Annotated in this window: 23 protein-coding genes; 6 read left to right on the forward strand and 17 right to left on the reverse strand. The window is 64.9% G+C overall.

All coding sequences use genetic code 11. From position 1 onward, the window contains the following. Positions 1-3: 3 nt before the first annotated feature. The 16 genes from ACEN98_RS07365 to ACEN98_RS07440 all read right to left on the reverse strand — a co-directional run bounded on the left by ACEN98_RS07365 (position 4) and on the right by ACEN98_RS07440 (position 10,446). Positions 4-669 carry a TraV family lipoprotein gene (locus ACEN98_RS07365; protein WP_413383077.1) on the reverse strand — a complete coding sequence of 222 codons (666 nt, stop codon included), beginning with the start codon at positions 667-669 and terminating at the stop codon, positions 4-6. Further along, on the reverse strand, positions 669-2,006 hold the full coding sequence (locus ACEN98_RS07370; RefSeq protein WP_413383079.1) for a TraB/VirB10 family protein: 1,338 nt from the start codon (positions 2,004-2,006) through the stop codon (positions 669-671). Before ACEN98_RS07370 ends, ACEN98_RS07365 begins: the two co-directional genes overlap by 1 nt. 1 nt (position 2,007) lies before the next feature. Continuing rightward, the gene (locus ACEN98_RS07375) at positions 2,008-2,931 is read right to left on the reverse strand and encodes a type-F conjugative transfer system secretin TraK (RefSeq protein WP_413383081.1); all 924 of its coding nucleotides are present in this window, start codon (positions 2,929-2,931) and stop codon (positions 2,008-2,010) included. A gap of 8 nt (positions 2,932-2,939) precedes the next feature. After that, positions 2,940-3,536 carry a TraE/TraK family type IV conjugative transfer system protein gene (locus ACEN98_RS07380; protein ID WP_413383083.1) on the reverse strand — a complete coding sequence of 199 codons (597 nt, stop codon included), beginning with the start codon at positions 3,534-3,536 and terminating at the stop codon, positions 2,940-2,942. A gap of 13 nt (positions 3,537-3,549) precedes the next feature. Next, the gene (locus tag ACEN98_RS07385) at positions 3,550-3,972 is read right to left on the reverse strand and encodes a hypothetical protein (RefSeq protein ID WP_413383085.1); all 423 of its coding nucleotides are present in this window, start codon (positions 3,970-3,972) and stop codon (positions 3,550-3,552) included. After that, complete coding sequence (locus tag ACEN98_RS07390) at positions 3,969-4,415, reverse strand: hypothetical protein (protein WP_413383087.1); 447 nt, start codon at positions 4,413-4,415, stop codon at positions 3,969-3,971. The genes ACEN98_RS07385 and ACEN98_RS07390 overlap by 4 nt, the downstream gene beginning before the upstream one ends. Positions 4,416-4,485: 70 nt before the next feature. Next, positions 4,486-5,004 (reverse strand): type-F conjugative transfer system pilin assembly protein TrbC, encoded by a 519-nt coding sequence (trbC, locus tag ACEN98_RS07395; protein WP_413383089.1) that lies wholly within the window; start codon positions 5,002-5,004, stop codon positions 4,486-4,488. Further along, positions 4,979-6,001 carry a TraU family protein gene (locus ACEN98_RS07400; RefSeq protein WP_413383091.1) on the reverse strand — a complete coding sequence of 341 codons (1,023 nt, stop codon included), beginning with the start codon at positions 5,999-6,001 and terminating at the stop codon, positions 4,979-4,981. Before ACEN98_RS07400 ends, trbC begins: the two co-directional genes overlap by 26 nt. Positions 6,002-6,009: 8 nt before the next feature. Then, on the reverse strand, positions 6,010-6,663 hold the full coding sequence (locus tag ACEN98_RS07405) for a conjugal transfer protein (RefSeq protein WP_413383093.1): 654 nt from the start codon (positions 6,661-6,663) through the stop codon (positions 6,010-6,012). Beyond that, entirely contained in the window at positions 6,660-7,124 is a 465-nt protein-coding gene (locus ACEN98_RS07410) for a lytic transglycosylase domain-containing protein (RefSeq protein WP_413383095.1), read from the reverse strand. The genes ACEN98_RS07405 and ACEN98_RS07410 overlap by 4 nt, the downstream gene beginning before the upstream one ends. Beyond that, positions 7,109-7,348 (reverse strand): hypothetical protein, encoded by a 240-nt coding sequence (locus ACEN98_RS07415; protein ID WP_413383097.1) that lies wholly within the window; start codon positions 7,346-7,348, stop codon positions 7,109-7,111. The genes ACEN98_RS07410 and ACEN98_RS07415 overlap by 16 nt, the downstream gene beginning before the upstream one ends. 9 nt (positions 7,349-7,357) lie before the next feature. Then, entirely contained in the window at positions 7,358-7,882 is a 525-nt protein-coding gene (locus tag ACEN98_RS07420) for a hypothetical protein (protein ID WP_413383099.1), read from the reverse strand. Next, complete coding sequence (locus ACEN98_RS07425) at positions 7,879-8,568, reverse strand: DsbC family protein (protein WP_413383101.1); 690 nt, start codon at positions 8,566-8,568, stop codon at positions 7,879-7,881. The genes ACEN98_RS07420 and ACEN98_RS07425 overlap by 4 nt, the downstream gene beginning before the upstream one ends. 8 nt (positions 8,569-8,576) lie before the next feature. Continuing rightward, complete coding sequence (locus ACEN98_RS07430; protein ID WP_413383103.1) at positions 8,577-9,197, reverse strand: hypothetical protein; 621 nt, start codon at positions 9,195-9,197, stop codon at positions 8,577-8,579. 7 nt (positions 9,198-9,204) lie between these two features. Beyond that, entirely contained in the window at positions 9,205-9,534 is a 330-nt protein-coding gene (locus tag ACEN98_RS07435) for a DUF5658 family protein (RefSeq protein WP_413383105.1), read from the reverse strand. Between the two features lie 390 nt (positions 9,535-9,924). After that, entirely contained in the window at positions 9,925-10,446 is a 522-nt protein-coding gene (locus ACEN98_RS07440; RefSeq protein WP_413337047.1) for a glycine zipper 2TM domain-containing protein, read from the reverse strand. 388 nt (positions 10,447-10,834) lie between these two features. Here ACEN98_RS07440 and ACEN98_RS07445 point away from each other — a divergent pair, with 388 nt between their 5' ends. From ACEN98_RS07445 to ACEN98_RS07465, 5 genes are all read left to right on the forward strand, one after another. Next, positions 10,835-11,284 carry a barstar family protein gene (locus tag ACEN98_RS07445; RefSeq protein ID WP_049809485.1) on the forward strand — a complete coding sequence of 150 codons (450 nt, stop codon included), beginning with the start codon at positions 10,835-10,837 and terminating at the stop codon, positions 11,282-11,284. 64 nt (positions 11,285-11,348) lie between these two features. Next, the gene (gene purN / locus ACEN98_RS07450) at positions 11,349-11,960 is read left to right on the forward strand and encodes a phosphoribosylglycinamide formyltransferase (protein ID WP_056136065.1); all 612 of its coding nucleotides are present in this window, start codon (positions 11,349-11,351) and stop codon (positions 11,958-11,960) included. An 18-nt stretch (positions 11,961-11,978) separates the two neighbouring features. Further along, positions 11,979-13,280, forward strand: coding sequence for an RsmB/NOP family class I SAM-dependent RNA methyltransferase (locus ACEN98_RS07455; protein WP_413383107.1), 1,302 nt, complete (start codon positions 11,979-11,981; stop codon positions 13,278-13,280). A gap of 9 nt (positions 13,281-13,289) precedes the next feature. Then, complete coding sequence (locus ACEN98_RS07460) at positions 13,290-14,627, forward strand: mechanosensitive ion channel family protein (RefSeq protein WP_413383109.1); 1,338 nt, start codon at positions 13,290-13,292, stop codon at positions 14,625-14,627. Between the two features lie 150 nt (positions 14,628-14,777). Next, positions 14,778-15,989, forward strand: coding sequence for a fatty acid desaturase (locus ACEN98_RS07465; protein ID WP_413383111.1), 1,212 nt, complete (start codon positions 14,778-14,780; stop codon positions 15,987-15,989). On the opposite strand, the gene ACEN98_RS07470 is transcribed toward ACEN98_RS07465, so the two are convergent. Next, entirely contained in the window at positions 15,980-16,297 is a 318-nt protein-coding gene (locus tag ACEN98_RS07470) for a hypothetical protein (RefSeq protein ID WP_413383113.1), read from the reverse strand. The two genes, ACEN98_RS07465 and ACEN98_RS07470, sit on opposite strands and share 10 nt — an antisense overlap. 185 nt (positions 16,298-16,482) lie before the next feature. Between ACEN98_RS07470 and ACEN98_RS07475 the strand changes: the two genes are divergently transcribed. Beyond that, a protein-coding gene (locus ACEN98_RS07475; protein ID WP_413381855.1) for an IS5 family transposase occupies positions 16,483-17,345 on the forward strand; the annotation gives its coding sequence in 2 pieces (ribosomal slippage) (positions 16,483-16,825 and positions 16,825-17,345; 864 coding nt in all). The last annotated feature ends 8 nt before the right edge of the window (positions 17,346-17,353 follow it).

Here is a 17,353-nt window from a genome sequence, read left to right on the forward strand (position 1 = left end):
CGATTACCTTTCTGTCTTCAGAACATTGACGCCACCACTTTGCGGTCCAGCGGGTGACATGGCTGACCCTGCCGTGCCATCGGCGGGGCCGTCTGGCTGGGCGAGATTCGTTTGCTGTGCAAGCGGCACGTCGGCGTCCGCCTCCACGGGGGTGCTGTTTCTTGGACGGTGCGGATAGGCACCGGCGGCACGCGCGCCCTGGCCGGCCTCGAAGCCGGTCCAGCGCGAGCCCCGGACTTCGCGGTAGACGATCATGTCGTCCTGCAGGCTGTCGTTCTCGTCCACGAAGCGCTTGATGAAGACGCGCTGCACGACGGGCGCCTTGCGCACCGGCAGGCCGGCAACCGGATCGCCCCCGCCATGCAGGCGCTGGTGCGGGAGCAGGGCCGCGCCCGCCGCGGGCAGCGTGTCCGCCGCCTGCGGCGCCGGTCCGTCGGGCGCGATGCCTGTGGCCCGGTCGTAGTCGCTCATCCGGAATTCCTTGTCGAAGCGGCTTTCTGGCAGCGGTCCGTTGGTGCTCTTTTCCAGCGCCTTGAACGACCGGCAGTATGCCGACGGGTTTTCCTTGCGATTGCAGTCGAAGCTGCTTTCGCCGATGGGGTTGAAACTGCAGCCGGCGACGGCGGTGGCGAGCGCGGCCGCGGCCAGGATCTTGATCGAATGGTTCATCAGTTCGTCTTTCTCATCGGATTGAGCTCGACCGTTTCCTGCAGAATCCAGGTGACGCGCGTGCCGGCATTCACCTCGATGACGGGAAACATTTCCTTGGCATAGTCGAGATAGAACCTGGCCAGCGCCTTGCTCGCTTCGTTGACGCCGCCGCCAAGCGCGCTGCCGGCGACGAGGCTCGGGTTCGGCCACTGGATGCCCTGGCGGTCGCCGCTCTGCATGTTCTGGTTGTAGCCGGGCAGGGCGGTCGGGCTGAACGCGGTGCCGAGGCCGGACGCCACGCCCGCGAGCGCGGTCTTCGCCAGCAGCGAGCCCTGCTTGGTCACCACGCGGCCGGAGATGCCCTGGATGCCGTCCAGGTCCACGCCGTAGGCCTTGATCTTCGCCTCGTACACGTTGCCGCGCTTGTCGACGCACGACATCACGTTCGAGATGACGTTGGCCCGTTCGCTCGACAGGATCGCGATCCCCGTGCCACTGATGAAGCAGTCGTTGAAGTCGGACACGCGCCAGCCGTTCGGCAGGATGGCATCGCCTTTCAGCCGGCTCACGAACGGCGCGCCGACGTTGTTGGCCGACAGGACCGTGCCGCTGGCCGCACCGCCGGACGAGTTCGATCTCGCGTTGATACCGGTCAGCATGACGCTTTCGAGCGCGGTGTTCGTCGGTATCGTCAGCGTCGGCGTGTCGTCCGCGGTGTGGCGCGCCGGCCGGGCCTCGCTGTCCCAGACCTTCATGGCCGTCCTGCGCAGCTTCACGGCGTCGTGTTCCGGCGGCAGCGCGGCATCGGCGTACGGACTGGTCGCGCCGCCCTTGTCCTTCCCGGCCGTGCCCGGCTGGCCGAAATCGACGGGCGCCGGCAGGTTTTCGTACGGCGCCGCGGCGGACGCCGGACCCGTGGCGCCGGCACCGCCGGCTTGTGCCGCGGAGGCCGCCGGCAGCGCGGCGCGGCCTTCGATCTGCGCCATGCGTTCGTTCATCCGGCGCAGCTGTTCGTCCATCGACTTCGATTGATCGTGGGCTTCCTTCGCGTCGGTGCGGGCCTTGTCGAGCGAGGCCAGCAGATCCTCGAGGCCCTGGTTGCGGTTCGACGAGGGCAGCGCGCTGAACGTGTTGCCGCTGTTCGGCAGCGTCCCGCCGTGCTCGGCGTTGGCTTTCGCCGTCGCCGTGGCGACCCGGCGCACCTGCTCCTCCTGCATGCTCTGTTCGCGCTCGCGCGAGTTCACCACCATCAGGATGCCCCCGCCCACGATGATGGCCCCGATCGCGTACTTGAACTTGGGGTCCATCTCCATCCATTGCTGCCTGTACTTCGCGATCACGCCCGTGTCCGACATGTCAGCCTCCCGATGCCTTGCGGGTCAGCACGATCACCCTCGTGTGCTCGCTGGGCGCAATGACCGGCCTGGGGAAGATCGAGATGGCGAGCACGTTCTCGCCGTCGAATTCCTTTTCCTGCAGCGCCGCCCGGTTCGGGCCGGGATTGGCGACGTCGTACACGTAGATGTCCTTGTCGGCCGACGAGTACATCCGCTGCGGCGTGACGACCAGGCCGTTCAGCGCGATGGGGCCGGCCGCGATGTCCGACTGCGAGTACCCCTGTGGCGCGGCGCCGAGGGCCACGTCTTCCATCACGCCCTGAATAGCCGCGACGTAGTCGCCGCCCTTGACGGGCCGCCGTTCGCCGGACTGCAGGCTGGCGTCGCGCACGAGGATCGTCTGCGCGGGAATGTCTTTGGGCACCAGCTGCAGTCCCAGCACGGACGGGCCGTCCGGCTGCTCGAAATACACCTGCACGGCGCGCTTCACGCCTTCCTTGAACTGAACATAGACGTTGTTGCTGGTCGGCCGCTTGTCGACCATGAGCTCCTCGGTGCCGACGACCTTGGTGTTCGGCCACGGCAGCTGGATCCGGTTCTGGTCGCTGACGCTCACGTACACGGTCTGCGAGCCGCCGTTCGTGACCTCGACGATGCGTGCGCGGGTGAAATCGAGCGCGTGCGCGTCGGCGCCGGCGATCTTCATCACGCCCGGCAGGACGACTTCCGGCGCGCGGGTGTCCTTGATGGCCGCGTCGGGATGCACGGCAAGACGGTCGGCCTTCGGCGCCGCAGGGGTCTTCAGCGTCGCCTTGACCTTGCGTACCGGGAACTCGGCCGACGCCGTCGTGCGCACGGGGACGGGCGCGAAGGTCGCGCTCGCGGTCTGCTGCGCCTGCGCCGGGATGGCCGCTGCGCCTAGCAGCAGCAGGGAAATGGGCATCGGGTATTTCATCGTTTCTGCGCCTCCAGCCACGCGCTGTTGTGTGCACTGTCGCCGCGGTAGGACGTGACGTCGTCGATCACGGGACGGTAGTTGTCGATGTGAAGCGCGTATTCGAACACGTAGGGTTCGGCCGTGTCCTTGGCCGCGTTCACGGTATGCACGTCGCCGAGCACGAAGTGCTTGTTGATCTTCGGGTCGTACTCGTGCGAGCGGAGCACGAAGTAATAGGAGCCGAGCTCGCGCTGGTCGGCCAGCAGCCGGGCCTTGGTCTCCACTTCGGCGCTGAGCTTCGTGTACATCGCCGGTGCCAGGAACGCCTGCAGGAAATTCTTCTGGTACTCGACGTTCGCGGGATTCACCTGGGTCAGGTTGCTGGTCACGGCGACCAGGATGGCGCGCTGCGCGCCGATGTCCATCGTCGTCTTCTGGATCTCGCTGCTGGCCGGCATGCCCGGCGTCTGCAGGATGACGATCTTGCTCTGGCTGAACAGGACCGCGGTCAGGATCAGCGCGATGGCGACGAGGCCCACGTTCGACGTGATGACGAAGTTCACGGTCTTCTGCAGGCCGGCGATCGAGATGCTTCGTTGTTGAATGTCCATGTTTCCAGTTCCTTCAAGTCACGACTTCATTCGTGTCGTCGGCGCTGTGTGGTATCCGCAGGCCGGCGTCGGCGCGCGCGGAGCGGGCGTCGTCGCGGACGACGGCGACGATCTGCAGCGCCGCGGGGTTGACGATCCTGCTGTCGCCGATGAACAGCTTCTTCTTGCGGTTGAACGCGGCCGAATAGCCTGCCAGGCCGACCCGGTACAGCAGGACCTGCAGGTGCCCCGGCAGGTTGTTGCTCTTCCACTGGATGTACGCTTTGGTGAGGAGGTACCCCAGCACGGGGATGCCGATGTAGGCCACCCAGCCGAATATGCCGCCGGCGACCATCGCGGCGAATACGGAGCCGATCAGCAGCCATGCATCCCCCAGTTGCGCGCCAGCGAACGCCACGTCGGCCTTGCCGTGCTTCGGTACGCGTTCCACGCTCATTGCAGGCCTCCGTCGCGATGGCAGACGAGATGGTCGCGCCAGTCGGCGGCGCTGCTGCTGGCCAGCTCGGGCACGCAGATTTCATCGGCGCGCACGACCACTTTGGGCCAGTCGAGCGAGGCGGTCGCGCGGTAGTGCCGCGTGCGCGCGGTCGTGACGCGGCGCTTGAGCTGCTCCGCCAGCGCCTGGTCGCGGTAGGCGAGCAGGGCGGCTTCTTCCTCGGCGGAGAAGAACACATAGGCCTGGCGTTGCGGCGCACCCACGAGGACGGCCTGCGTGCGCAGGCGGCCGTCGGGGACCGGTGCGCCGTACACGTATTCGCCGCCGTCCACCGGCTCGATGACAGCGGCGCCGCTTGCATAGGGCGCGCGTTCCACGAAAGCGGCCGGGGCGGCGCCTGCGTGAACGCACGACATGGCGAGGATGAACACAACGGGTTTCATAGGCATTGTCTTGCTGAATTTGTAATAATTTTAATTTTAATTTACTTTAAAGTCAATCAAAATTAAACTTTTACTGCGTCGCGAAAGCCTGGGTGTAGGCTGCGGCCGCGTACCGTCGCACGGCGGCGACCTTCGACTGCTGCGCGAAGAACTTGAGCGCGTTCGCCACGCTCATTTCGCCCGTCACCTTGCTGTAGTCGGCGGGCGCGGTGCCGGGACCGACCGTCACCACGAAGCTCGGCACGGCGTCGACCCGGTAGCGTTCGAACATGAGCGGGTTGATCTGCCAGCGCGCGCCGGCCTGCCCGCAGCAGGCCGCGTTGATGTGCGCCACGCGCCGGCGGGTGGCGTCGAGGTCGTCCCAGAACCCGTTGAGGACCAGCGTGAAACCGGCGCGGCGGGCGTCCCGGGACAGCGGGATCAGGGTGGTGTCGGGCAGGCGGCCCGAGACGAACACGTAGCCGCCGGGCTGGCTGGCCGCACCGGTGGCGCGCATGCTCTCGAACAGGCCCTGCGCGCCGGCCGCTGAGGCCAGCGTGCAGCAGAGCGCGGCGCACAGCGCTTCACATAGGCGAATAGACGGGCGCACAGCAGTCCTTCTTACGGAAAATAAAGTAGCCATAGTCCTTGTCCTGCGGCCGTGCCGCGCCTTTTTCCTGGAGCACCAGGGGGCGGCCGAACGGCGTGCACATGTTGTCGGGGAAGGGGAACACGCGGTTCGTCTTGTACTGCCGCTTGTCCATCAGGAATTCCGGTACGCCCAGCGCGCCGCACGACCGCAGCGCATCGGCGCCGGCGGTCGACTGCTGCACGCCGGTCGCATGGAGCTTGGCGAACAGCCGCGCCGTCAGCAGGTGGGTGACCTGTTCCGGGGTGTTGGCCGTGGCCACGTTGCCGGTCACCGGGTACAGCGGCCCCCAGGCGCCGGCCACCCAGAACAGCGACGCGATCGGGAAGCCGAACGTGGCCGCGATCGAGTCCGGCGCTTCGGCCGCGATCGAGGGAATGCCGGCGAAGGCGTACCCGTATGGCGTGAGGATCATCGCGAGCGCGTCGTCGTTCCAGGTCGGATCTGCCCAGCTGATGAACGGGGCGTCGAATCCGCGCTGGTCCAGGCACGGGGAATCGGAAATCACGCCCAGCGCCGTCAGGACCGGATTGACGTACTCGTTGATGTGCAAGAATGCGCCCCTGCCCCCCAGGCCGGACGATGCCGGGGTGCGCTTCATGGTCCCGTATTCCATCTCGTTGTAGGGCGGCGAGATGTCGACGCCGCCCAGCAGCGGCATGCAGCCGGGCTTGTTGGTGACGTCGACCATGAAGACCGGTTCCCAGAAGCTTACGGGGGTGCCGGCCGTGAGCGAGCCCAGGCACAGGCACGTCGCCGACCCGCCTGCGCCGCTGTCGTAGTCGTCGCCGGACACGCCGAAGTTGACCAGGTTGCCCGCCAGGCTGATGGGAAACATGCAGTCGTAGCAGACCTCGGTGATCAGGTTGGGAAACTTGCCGGTGCAGACCGGACCGATGCCGGGCTCGGCGTTCGTGGCCGGGGCCAGGAAGGCGCCGGCCACCAGCAGTATTGCCATCCATCGTTTCATTTTCGTATCCCGAAGTCGATGCGCAGCTGGCTGCCCTGCTGGGTGAGCTTCGCCGGCACGCTGCGCAGTTCGATGCCGTACAGGCGCTGCAGTTGATTGATGATCAGCTTGCGCTGGTCGAAATAGAACGGCACCGTCGGTGCGCCGTTCCACATGACGTTCCTGAACCGCACCCGCAGGTCGTAGGGGGAGCCCGCCGTCAGGACGATCTTGAGCCGCTCGCGTTGTCCCGCCGCGAGCGCGTACCGGATCTGTTCCTCGTCGCGCCCGTCGATGAACACGAGGCCCGTCGTGAGCGGCTGGATCTTCAGCGGTTCGATGACCGTGCCGCGCCGGACGACGATGCGGCCGGTCTCGTCGCGGTAATCCTGCGGCATCACGAAGCGCAGGTCGTGCAGCTCCGTGCGGTAGCGTGCATCGCTCGGCACCCCGAGCGGCGCCGGATGCTTGATGGCCTCGATGGTTCTGGCGCGGTAGTCGTTCCAGAAGCGGGCCAGATCGCCGTTGGCCTCCCTGGCGCGGATGCGGTTCTTCATTTGCGTGCGCGCGTCGCGGTCGACGGGGCCCGTCCGGCCACTCACGCCGAGGTCTTCGGCGCGCGCGAGGGCCGCGACGGCGAGCAGCAGCACGGTGCACAGGAGGCGCGTCATTCGTTCCCCCGGACGGCCATTGCATGGGCGCGCTGGAGCCGCTCGAACCGGCGCCGCACGGCGGCGATGTAGCGGGCCTGGGCGGCATGGTTGTCGGACGCCGGCCCGGTGTTGTAGATACCGACGGCGCGCCAGGTCGGGCCGACCAGCGCGACATAGCGCGCGAAAATCCAGGCGCCCACGAACACGCTGCCGCAGTCCGTCATGAGGTCCCGGCGCGTGACCCCGTACCGCGCCAGTTCGGGCAGGTGGACCGAGTTGACCTGCATTTTCCCGAGCGCGCGATTGCCGTCCGCGAGGACCGGTCCGAGCGCGTCCGCCCGGTTGCCGGATTCCTGCTCGGCCATCGCGCGCAGCAGGTCGGCGTTGTGGCCAAAACGCGCCGCGGCGCGGTCGAAGCAGTCGGCGCGGACCGAGGCGGCGGCCAGCGCAAGCATGGCGGCGATCAGCTGGCGAGCCATGAGCCGAGCATCCTGCGCAGGAAAGCCTTCAGCCAGTACACGGCCTGGAGAAGGATGGAGAGCGCGACCAGGTAGATGCCGCCCGATACGAGCAGCGGCGCGAACGGTCCCAGGTCGCTTGCGGTGAACGTGACGAAGAAGCCGAGCAGGAACAGCGCGATCGACGCCAGGTGGTACATGCTGTAGCGCGATTCGTTCAGGATGATGCCGAGGACGTTTTTCATGAAAGCCTCCTACGCTTGCGTGCAGGCCAGCACCGCGCGCGCGCCGCGCATGAGTTGCTCCTGCTGCGCGAGTGCCGACTGGATGTTGGCGAGATTGTTCTTCTTGGCGTGGGCCATCAGCATCTCGGCGCGCATGACGAGGGTCATCGCGCGCGCGACCACCTCCGCGCGCGCGGCCGGCGTCATGTGATGGGCCTGCGCCTGCAGGTCGACGCCACGCCCCGCGTTGGCGAGTTCCAGCGCCATCTGCGCATAGGAGCCCGCCTTCGCGGCGAACGGATCGGAGATGCCGAGCGAAAGCAGCAGATCGGTTTCGCGGCGCACGCCGAGCGCGGAGCGGTTCACGCCATCGGCGTTGCGGTTGATGATCTCGTGCATCTGGTCGTTCAGCGACGCCAGCGCGGTGCCGAGCAATTCGCGGTCGCGCGCCTCGGCGACCTCGTCGAAGGTCGACGCGACGAGCGCGAGCGCGCCCGCGGCAGCCGGGGCGGGCGCCGTCACGCGCCGGCGCGTGAGCCAGGCGAGGGCCCTCATTTTTTTGCCAGCGCCGCCAGGCGCGCCTCGATGGCCGGCGCCGGCAAGGCACCGGGGATGATGGACCCGTCCTCGAGCACGATGGCCGGCGTGCCGAACACCTGGTATTTCGCCGCCAGCGCGGCATTGCGCTCGAGCGGATTCGCGCACGACTTGTCGGCCGGCTTGACGCCGCGCAGCAGGTAGCCGTTCCAGGCCGCGCCGGCATCGGGGGCGCACCAGATGCTTTCCGCGATGGCCGCGGCATTCGGATGCAGGCCGGTCAACGGAAGGGGCAGCACGAACACGGAGACGTCCTGCAGCTTGCCCAGCTCGCCCTGCAACTGGCGGCAGTACGGGCAATCCGGATCGGAAAACACGACGAGACGGCGGCGGCCCGTGCCGATCCGGATCGCGTCCGCTTCGCGCAGGTCCGACATGCTGAATTTGGGTCGGTTCGCGTCGCGCAGGGCACTGGTCAGGGACCGGTTCGCCTTCAGGTCGACGACGTCGCCGTTGATCAGGATGGACAGGTCGTCATTGATGTAGACAACCTCGTTGCCCCGGACGACCGAATAGAAGTTGCCGAAGGCTTTCTTTACGACGGCATTCTTGGTCTCGGGGTATTTCGCGTGCAAATCCTGCATGAAATCCGCGCGCGCCTGGGTGCAGCAGGCCAGCAGGGCGGCAAGGGCGAGTGTGCGCATGGGGAACCTCAATTGGCTAGCGCGACGTCGATGCCGGTCGCGCCAGCCGGGCGCTCCAGTTCCAGCGCGACGTCGGCCGTGGTGAAAGGAAGGGGTGGATGGGCGTAGGCGTCGCCACCGATGACGGTGTCGGCGCCGGGCGCGTCGTGCCAGTGCACGGCGAGTGCGGGGTACGCACGCGCCGCACCCGAGCGGTTGGTCAGCCGGAACGCGATCTTCACGGTCCCGGCAGCGGTCGCCACGGCCGAGAAACCCGTGATCGTGACCGCGTCCGCGCCGGCGTCCGCGGCGCGCGCGGGGGCGGCCGGTGCAGTCGCCACCGGGATGACCGGGCCGGCGCTGGCCGGCACGGCGGCGCGCGAACCGGGGCGCTGCAGCAGGGCGAGCCCCGCGACCGCGACGAGCACGGTGCCGCCGATGGCGATGCACATCCGCTGCGCGTGCCACGCCGGCCCGGGCCGGGCTGCGTCCGGCGTCGCATCTATGGTCTCGCCGGGTCCGTCGTCGTCGAGTACCGCGTCGCGGTATTTGTAGACGTCGACGCCACACGCCGGGCAGGCATGGCGGACTTGTTCATCGCTGAAAACGATGGCGGCCTCGTGGCCGGCCGAGCAACGGAAGGTCGGCATGGGTCCTCTACGAGTAATTGTTGACGATGACCGTGACGTATACGGCGCAGACGGGGACGAGCGAGATCGATGGCCAGAACGTCCGCTCGAAGTTGCTCACGACGAGGTAATACACCGCGATGACGGTCGCCGCGAACATCTTGAAGAGCACGACCGCGGGGGCCAGGCCCAGGTGGCCGGTGAGCCAGAGAATGAGCGGATTGGTCTCGGACCGTCCGGCGGCATATGCACACATCGTGCTGTGCAGGTCGAATACCTGAAGCAGGACCAGGACGATGCACAGGCACGCCAGCAGCCGGCGTTCGGCAACTCGTACGGACAGATCGTGTGTTGTCAAAATTTCCTCGCGTAACCAGCATATCGGTGGCGGTACGAGAAAAGTTTAATTTCGATTGATAAAAAAATCAATCAAAATTAAGAAAATAGATTTTTTTGCATGTGATTCGCGCAGGTTGGTGCGTCATTGGAAGGTTGGCTCAGCGAGGAGCCGTCGGGCTGCTTGGTTGTACAGACGCAATTCTATAGGCCCACATAAAAAAAATGCAACATATATGTTGCATTTTTAATCATTCATTTTAACAATTTATATTTCAATAGGTAAATTATTGTTGGTGCGGATCGGGTCGGGCCGGCACCAAAGCAAACGCCCGGCGCAAGGGCCGGGCGTTCTGGAGCGATGAACCGACGGTGCGGAGAAGGGAGGCGTCCCCCGGCACCGGAAGATGTATTACTGATACTGGTCCGGTTCGACCGACACGCGCAGGCGCACACGGTTGCCCGGGTCGCGGTTCATGACCGTCGTGTAGGTGTGGCCGCGGTAATCGTAGGTCACGTCGTAGCCGTTCGTGCGCTCCTGGATGGAGTCGACGGTGCGGCAGCGCTGCACGGCCTGTTCCTGCACTTGCGGGCCGTAGTTGCGGCCGTTATTGTCGACGTTGTCGCCGACCATGCCGCCCGCGATCGCACCGGCCGCGGCAGCCGCGACGCGACCGTTGCCGCCACCCACCTGGCTGCCCAGCAGGGCGCCGGCGATGCCGCCGATAACGGTGCCGGCCTGGCTGCGCTGTTGCGGCACCTGGGCCTGCACGTAATCGGTACGGCATTCCTGGCGCGGCGTACGCACCTGCTCGATGCGCGGCTGGACGCGCGTCACGCGGCCGAAGTCCTCGAAATCGCCGGCCTGTGCCTGGGCCAGCGGCAGGGCGCACACGCCCAGGGCGGAGAGAATCAGTTTGGCTTTGACGTTCATGCTCATACCTCGTTTTGGTGGTGCTGCTGATCTGTTGGTATCGAAAGGCGTTTCGCCCACCACTGAATCTTAGCGCTGGTTGGCCCGTGTTTCCGATCCGTGTGGCAACAAAATGTAACAGCAGGTATACGCGCCAAAACGCCCGGTTCAGAGGAGAAAAGCGTGGAAAAAGCGCCAACAATGGATGAAAAAACTCGTCTTTTTTTACAAATATGAGCGGCTCGTCCATATTCGGGTTGATTCGCTTACCACAAAACGTTACCCTTAGGAGACTTAGGGTTTTATTGGCGCGTGGAAATCAGACCAGGAGAAAGCGAACAACCCCGCCGCTTCCGCAAACCACCGCGCGCTGGAGCAGCAGAACCAGACTGGGTGACTTGAGGAAAAAATGAGTTTGTTGATGAGAGTACCGCCGAATCTTGTGCAGTCCATCCGCGCTTACCGTGCACCGGAGCTGCAGAAGGAGGCGATGCGCCTTGGTCATCATTTTCTCTATGCCCTGTGCACGAATGCGCTGACGAAGCAGCAGGTCTGTGCCCGCATCGGCGAGCAATTCTTCTTCCCCAAACCCTGCAGCAAGAATTTCGACGCGCTGCGCAACTGTCTCACCGAAGTCATCGCCGAGGCCGGACCGCAGCCGGGCTTCATCGCCGTGCTGGATCAATTGCCGAATACACAAAAATTCGACAAGGAAGCACGCGAAACCCTGCTCGACGTCTTCCGCGACGCGGCCGAGTTCTGGGCTGAGAAAAAAGTTCCGTTCCGCGTATTTTATTCCTTCGAAGAGCCGCAATCGCCCCAACCCGTGGGGTGGGTGGGGCCCCACGCGTTCAAGTAAGCGCGGCGTTGCCGTCATTTCCTTCCTTGGGTCCGCCCATCGGCTCGGGTTACAATGCGCGCTTATGAAAAATATCGTGATCCTTATTTCTGGCCGCGGCAGCAACATGGAAGCCATCGTGCGCGCGCAGCAGGCCGAAGCCTGGCCGGCCCGTATCGCCGCCGTGATCAGCAATAAGCCGGACGCCAAGGGCCTGGCATTTGCCGCGTCCCACGGCATTCCGACCGCCGTCGTCCCCAACAAGGAATTCCCGACCCGCGAAGCGTTCGACGCCGCCCTGCAGGAAACGATCGACCGGTTCAATCCGGACCTCGTCGTGCTGGCCGGCTTCATGCGCATCCTGACGGCGCCGTTCGTCGAACACTACGCGGGCCGCATGCTGAACATCCATCCGTCGCTGCTGCCGCTGTTCCCCGGACTGCACACGCACCGGCAGGCGCTGGACGCGGGCGTGGCGGAACACGGCGCGACCGTGCATTTCGTCACCGCCGAGCTGGACCACGGTCCGGCCGTGATCCAGGCGCGCATCCCCGTGCTGCCGGGCGATACGGAAGACAGCCTGGCCGAACGCCTGCTGGCCGAGGAACACGTCATATATCCGAAAGCGGTGCGCCTGTTCATCGAAGACAGGCTCAGCATCGAAAACGGCGAGGTCCGGATCGCCGTGACTCCCTGAATCCACCAAGGAACACCCATGAGATTGCCACCCGCGATACTCGGCAATGCTGAAGAGGTATTGCGCGAGATCCTGCGCTTTACTTCCCCTGCCGACGTCACCCTGTCGCGCTACTTCAAGGACCACCCCCGTCTCGGCGGACGCGAACGCGGCGCCATCGCCGAATGCGTCTATGCCGTCCTGCGTCATAAATCGTTCTTCACCGATTTCGCCGGTACCGGCGCGTCGATGCGCCGCCTCACGGTGCTCGGCATGGCCGAAGCCATCGGCGCCGACTCGCTGGGCGGCCTGTCGGAAGACGAAATGGCCCTGCTGACGCGCATCAAGGAGATCGACCGTTCGCTGCTGCCGCCGAAGAAACTGGCGAACCTGCCCGACTGGCTGTACGACAAATTCGTCGCCCAGTACGGCGAGGAAGAGACGCTGGCGCTGGCCGCCGTGCTGAACACGCCGGCGCCGCTGGACCTGCGCGTGAACTCGCTGAAGACCGACCGCGACAAGGTCATCGCCGAACTGGCGACGGCACCGATCGCCGCCGAACCGACGCCGTACTCGGCGCTGGGCCTGCGCATCTGGAAGAAGCCGACGCTGCAGAACCTGCCGCTGTTCAAGGAAGGCGCGATCGAAGTGCAGGACGAGGGCAGCCAGGTGCTGGCCCAGCTGCTGGGCGCGCGCCGCGGCGAGATGGTCGTCGACTTTTGCGCCGGTGCCGGCGGCAAGACGCTGGCCATCGGCGCCATCATGCGCAGCACGGGCCGCCTGTACGCGTTCGACGTGTCGGAAAAGCGCCTGACCAAGCTGAAGCCGAGGCTGGCGCGCAGCGGACTGTCGAACGTGCATCCGGTCGTCATCGCGCACGAACGTGACGCCAAAGTGAAGCGTTTGGCCGGCAAGATCGACCGCGTGCTCGTCGACGCGCCGTGCTCCGGCATGGGCACCCTGCGCCGCAATCCGGACGTGAAATGGCGTCAGCAGCCGCAAGATATCGTCGAATTGACGGAAAAACAGGCATCGATCCTGGACGGCGCCGCGCGCCTCGTGAAATTCGGCGGCCGCCTCGTCTACGCGACCTGCAGCCTGCTGGATGAAGAAAACACGGGCATCGTGCAGGGCTTCCTCGCCACGCACCCGGATTTCGAGCTGGTGCCGATGCACAAGGTCCTGGCCGAGCAGCGCATCCCGCTGGAGATGGGCGATTACCTCAAGATGCTGCCGCACAAGCACGGTACGGACGGCTTCTTCGCCGCCGTGCTGGAGCGCAAGGCCGCGCCCGCCAAGGCCGCTGCCGACGAGCCCGACGAAGACGCTGCTTCGGAGTAATTGGGGCCGATGCCGCTGACCAACCTGATCGACGACCTGTTGGATGACCTGAGCCGCCCCGGCATGCCGTGGCAGGTCGGGTCCATCGTCGCTTCGATCCTGTTCGGCTGGCTCAGCGCGCAACTGGTCCGCGTGTGGTGGCGCCGCCGCCGCGGCGAGGACGGCAGCCTGCTGCACACGGGCGTGGAAAGTTTTACGCGCGTCGTGGCGCCGCTGCTCGTCGTCGGGTTGCTGTACCTGGCGCAGGTGGTGCTAACCAAAACCCACTTCCACACGAACATCGTCAAGGTGGCGATCCCCGTGTTCTGGTCGCTGGCCGCCATCCGCCTCGTGTTCTACCTGCTGCGCCGCGTGTTCGCGCGCCGCGGACAGCTGGGGCAGGCGCTCGTCACATTCGAAAAGATCTTCGCGCTCGTCGCGTGGCTCGCGGTGGCGTTGTACATCACGGGCCTGTGGCCGGATATCTTCGATTTCCTCGACAGCTACAAGATCCAGTTCGGTCCGAAAAAATCCAGCAGCGTGACCCTCGCCGACATCGCGCAGGCCGTCGCGTCCGTCGTCGTGATGCTGATGCTGGCCCTGTGGGCCGGCGCCGCGCTGGAAGAGCGGCTGATGGGCGTGCACGCGCTGCACAGCTCGCTGCGGGTGGCGCTGGCGCGTCTGGGCCGCGCGCTGATGATCGTCGGCGCCGTGCTGCTGAGCCTGAACCTGGTCGGCATCGATTTGACCGTGCTGTCCGTGTTTGGCGGCGCCCTGGGCGTCGGCCTCGGTCTCGGCATGCAGAGAATCGCCAGCAACTACGTGTCCGGCTTCATCATCCTGCTCGAACGGAGCCTGTCCATCGGCGACATGATCACGGTCAGCACGTTCACGGGAAAGGTCACCCAGATCAACACGCGCTACACCGTGTTGCAGGGCCTGGACGGCGTCGAGACCGTGTTGCCGAACGAGTTACTCATTTCCGGCCCCGTGCAGAACCAGTCGCTGACGACGCGCAGGGTGCGCGCGTCGACGAAGATCACGGTTGCCTACGGTTCCGACCTGGAGCAGGTGATGCCGTTGCTGGTGGCGCAGGCCGTCGGCACGCCGCGCGTGCTGGAAAATCCGGCGCCCGGCATTTCGCTGTCGCGCTTCGGTCCGGACGGCTACGAGCTCGACCTGGGTTTCTGGATCGCCGATCCGGAGAACGGGCAGGGCGGTGTCGTTTCGGAAATCAATAAAAAGGTGTATGCCCTGGTGCAGTCCGGTACCGTCAAACTGGGCTTTCCATCTGTTGATACCCGCCTCCTCGACTCCCATATAGCATCGGTTGTGGCGCGGATCACGCAGCCGGCGCAGAATTCTTAGCCGGGTGCGCGTCGATTGCGTCACGGCGTGCCGTGCGGCACCGGTTACGCGTAAAATGCATCTTTGCGTCATGCACGAAAGCGTGACACTCTTGTCATAGTGACTGTTTCATAGAAAGAACAGCATCCTCTCATCCTTAGTGGAGTATCGATGAATTTTCTCAGCAACATCCTGCACGCCGTGCTGTCCTTCCTGGATGGCGGTCTGTTCGACCTGTCGGTCTGGCAGATGGTCGTGTACACGCTGGTCGTCACGCACATCACGATCGCCGGCGTGACGATTTACCTGCACCGCCACCAGGCGCACCGCGCGCTGGACCTGCACCCGATCGTGAGTCACTTCTTCCGCTTCTGGCTGTGGCTGACCACGGGCCAGGTAACCAAGGAATGGGCTGCGGTGCACCGCAAGCACCATGCCAAGTGCGAGACGGTGGACGACCCGCATAGCCCGGTGACGCGCGGCATCAAGGAAGTGTTGCTGCGTGGCGCGGAGCTGTATCGCGCCGAAACGAAGAACCAGGAAACGCTGGACAAGTACGGCCACGGCTGCCCGAACGACTGGATGGAGAACAACCTGTACACGAAGTACAGCTGGCTGGGCGTGTCGATGCTGCTGCCGCTGAGCGTCGCGCTGTTCGGCGTCGCCGGCATTACGATCTGGGCCGTGCAGATGCTGTGGATCCCGATCACGGCGGCCGGCATCATCAACGGCATCGGCCACTACTGGGGCTACCGCAACTACGACTGCAATGATGCGGCCCGGAACATCATGCCGTGGGGCATCCTCATCGGTGGTGAAGAGCTGCACAACAACCACCACACGTTCGCCACGTCGGCCAAGCTGTCGAGCAAGTGGTACGAGTTCGACATCGGCTGGGCCTACATCCGCATGATGGAAACGGTGGGCCTGGCCAAGGTCAAGAAGACCATTCCGAAGCCGAAACTGCAAAAGAACAAGCTGGAAGCCGACTTCGACACCCTGCAGGCCGTCATCGCCAACCGCTACGACGTGATGGCGAAATATGCCAAGTCCGTCAAGTACGCGTTCCGCGAAGAAGTGGAACACCTGAAGCAAAAGGCCGAGCTGGAATCCCGCTTCCTGAAGAGCTCGCGCAAGCTGATGCAGCGCGAACCGGCCAAGCTGCAGGCGCCGCAACAGGCCCAGCTGGTCGAACTGTTCCAGCACAGCAAAGCCCTGGAAACGATGCACCAGATGCGCGTGGAACTGGGCGCGATCTGGGAGCGCTCGCACTCGACCCGCGACCAGCTGCTGCACCAACTGCAGGACTGGTGCACCCGCGCCGAAGCGTCGGGTATCAAGGCGCTGCAAGAGTTTTCGATGCGCCTGCGCAGCTATGCGTAAGCAGGCATGACATGGCCGGCATGGCCGGCCCATGACGAACACCCCTCGTGCAGGGGTGTTTTCTTTTCCGGGGCCCGATCGGCGGCAGTGCCTGAAATGGCTGGTGCATCGAACGGCGCGCGCGTATGATCGCCGAAAGGGAGGGTATCGGCGTCAATCGGGCGTGTCCTGCCAAGTCCGGAGAACCTGTCATGATAGAACGTCAACGCCGTTCCGACGAAGCGACCGCAAACGCCGTCGCGCGCGGCCTGAATATCCTTTACGTCCGTAACGCGGACCTCGCCCAACGCTACATGGAACACAAACACGTTCCACTCCAGGTTATCCACCGGGTACTGACCCGCCCTGACTTGCGCCGCCGGCTCAGCCCGGAGCAATCGGTTTCGGAAGCCATCACGCCTTCGCCGCCGGACGAGTCCGGGCGATAGGCCGCGCCCGCACTAGGGTCTGTCTGACTGAGTGAACGAAATTTTGTTTGGTTGGTCAGATGGCGATGAGCCGAACTGATCTAACTGAACAGCAATGGCGGCAGCTGGAGCCACATTTGCCGCCCAATCCACGTCACGGTCATGCGTATGTCGGGCATCGACATGTGATCAACGGGATCTTGTGGCGATTGCGAACTGGCGCGCCCTGGCGCGACATTCCGCCTCGCTACGGTCCCTGGCAGACCTGCTACGACAGGTTTGTGCGCTGGTCGCGCAACGGTACATGGCACCGCCTTCTCAAGATCATGCAAGCGGCAGCGGATGCGTCTGGCCGCATCGACTGGGATGGCGCTGCGCTTGACGCGACCCATGTGAAGGCGCAACGAAGTGCGGCCGGCGCCCGGAAGACGCTTCCTTCGTCAGAAAAAAGGGGGATGTAACTGACGAGTGGCTGGGACATTCGCGTGGTGGCCTCACCAGCAAAATCCATCTCTGCGTAGACGGGCATGGCTTGCCTTTATCTTTCGTAGTCACAGCCGGGCAATGCAGCGACGCGGCGAACATCGGCACCGTCCTTGATGCCATCTCCGTGCCCCGATCGGGACGAGGGCGTCCGCGCAAACGCCCGACGTGCCTACGTGTCGACCGGGCATATGGCGCGCGTCATTATCGGCGAGAGATCCAGCAGCGGGGAATTCGCTGCGTCTGCCCGGAACGACTCGATGCACAGAAAAACCGGCTGCGCAAAGGGCGTCGGGGCGGATCGCCACCGCGCTTCGACGCTGAAGCGTACAAGGGGCGTAACGTCGTCGAGCGCGCCATCAACCGATTAAAAGACTTCCGCGCCGTCGCAACGCGATACGATAAACGCGGCCATAACTTCTTCACCGCCGTGCTTGTGGCGACAATTGTTTTATGGCTGCTCTGAGGTCAGTC

Origin of the sequence: Massilia sp. CT11-137, assembly GCF_047302885.1 — a bacterium.
Lineage (GTDB): Bacteria > Pseudomonadota > Gammaproteobacteria > Burkholderiales > Burkholderiaceae_D > Telluria > Telluria orientalis.